The 1,290-nt window shown below is 43.2% G+C and carries 3 protein-coding genes; 1 reads left to right on the top strand and 2 read right to left on the bottom strand.

Translation table 11 applies throughout. The features are described 5' to 3' along the window. On the top strand, positions 1 to 321 hold a 321-nt coding region (locus tag BZG79_RS15680), incomplete at its 5' end, for a hypothetical protein (protein ID WP_242414225.1). A gap of 260 nt (positions 322 to 581) precedes the next feature. Here the strand turns inward: BZG79_RS15680 and BZG79_RS15675 are convergent. Both BZG79_RS15675 and BZG79_RS15670 read right to left on the bottom strand, forming a co-directional pair. After that, complete coding sequence (locus BZG79_RS15675; RefSeq protein WP_242414224.1) at positions 582 to 962, bottom strand: transposase; 381 nt, start codon at positions 960 to 962, stop codon at positions 582 to 584. Positions 963 to 967: 5 nt separating this feature from the next. Then, on the bottom strand, positions 968 to 1,267 hold the full coding sequence (locus BZG79_RS15670) for a type II toxin-antitoxin system RelE/ParE family toxin (protein ID WP_077774873.1): 300 nt from the start codon (positions 1,265 to 1,267) through the stop codon (positions 968 to 970). Positions 1,268 to 1,290: the final 23 nt, after the last annotated feature.

The raw sequence follows: 1,290 nt of genomic DNA, 5'->3' as shown, positions 1-1,290 counted from the left end.
GGTTATTTTGTGTTCTCTAAAAATCAAGAATATCTAGATGATATTAAAACAGTCTTTGATGCTATGCGAAACGTAGGTATTTGCATTGCACTTTTTGCGGCAGGTAGATTATTTGACGTACATAACCCATTTGGTTGTTGGGTAGATATGGTTCTTACAGTGCTTTTATATTCCTATTCAGCAGTGTTGTTTTTATTCAATGCTTACTGGTTGTATTGGACGTTGAAAGGAAAGCCTAAAAGTATCTGTTACGTCCCATTTTCTTTGGTCTTGTTACTTACTTTAGCTGCTAGTGGCTATGGTGGATTACAGCTGATGTAAGCTATACATAACAAATAAGAATAAGTTTCGCGCAGCCGACACTTTATTTGGGTGTTGAACAAGCCCGTTGCTTTATTAAGTAAATAGCTCGAATGCGCATAGGTGGGTGCTGCGTCTGGCACTTTTTTCAGCGCGARCGCAGCCAAGAAGTGAGCAGATAAGACATCACATCAATACGTTACGTTAACGATGTGGTTTTTGTTGGTTTGCTCTCCTGTGTTTAAGTGAACGCCATTCTCCTTATTCTGTTCGCTTTTCGGCTACCTCGGTCGTGTCACGCCCACGCAGACCATGAGCCGCTCCCCGCATGTAGGACAACATCGTGTCGTATGCTGCTCAGGGGCCGCCTCAACGGGCAAGCTCTGGTGTGCCATGTGAAGCAACATACGTTGAATATGGTATCGCTTGTGTTTGGCGCTGCCATGCAATAAGCCATAGTCACGCACGCGTTGTAGCCCTTTGGGTAAGACATGCTGAAGTATTAACATCAGGAACTGATTGGTAGGCAACGAGCGGGTCGCCGATTGATTTGTCTGGCTGTCGGTGTATCGGAAGGTCACCTGATGGTCACTGATGTCGATGATATCTTTGTCGGGCGTGCGGATAAAGATACTGTTGATTGGCAGAGTAGGAAGAAACATAGGCGTTATACGCCAAAGATTGGGTTCACATCCATACTCTTATGCAAGATTCTGATGATCTGGATGTTTTGGCTACCAATTTGTTGATAAAAAATAACATGGCTTCCTTGTGGAAATTTTCGGTAGCCATCTCTGATTTCATCACAAGTTTTACCAATATCAAGATTTTCAGCGAGTAGCCAAAATGATTCATCGAATTGTTTGAGGTAAATGTTACGTTGCTCGCGGCCCCACCTGCGGGAGGTAAACAAGGCAATGTCTTTTAAATCAGACTTTGCCTTGTTGGTTAGTTGAAATGGTTTCATTTTCTCTCTTCGCTATCTAGTTC

The organism is Salinivibrio sp. MA427 (genome assembly GCF_001996115.1).
GTDB lineage: Bacteria > Pseudomonadota > Gammaproteobacteria > Enterobacterales > Vibrionaceae > Salinivibrio > Salinivibrio costicola.
The sequence above is the reverse complement of the archived record's forward strand: the minus strand, read 5'-3'. Positions and strand labels throughout refer to the sequence as shown.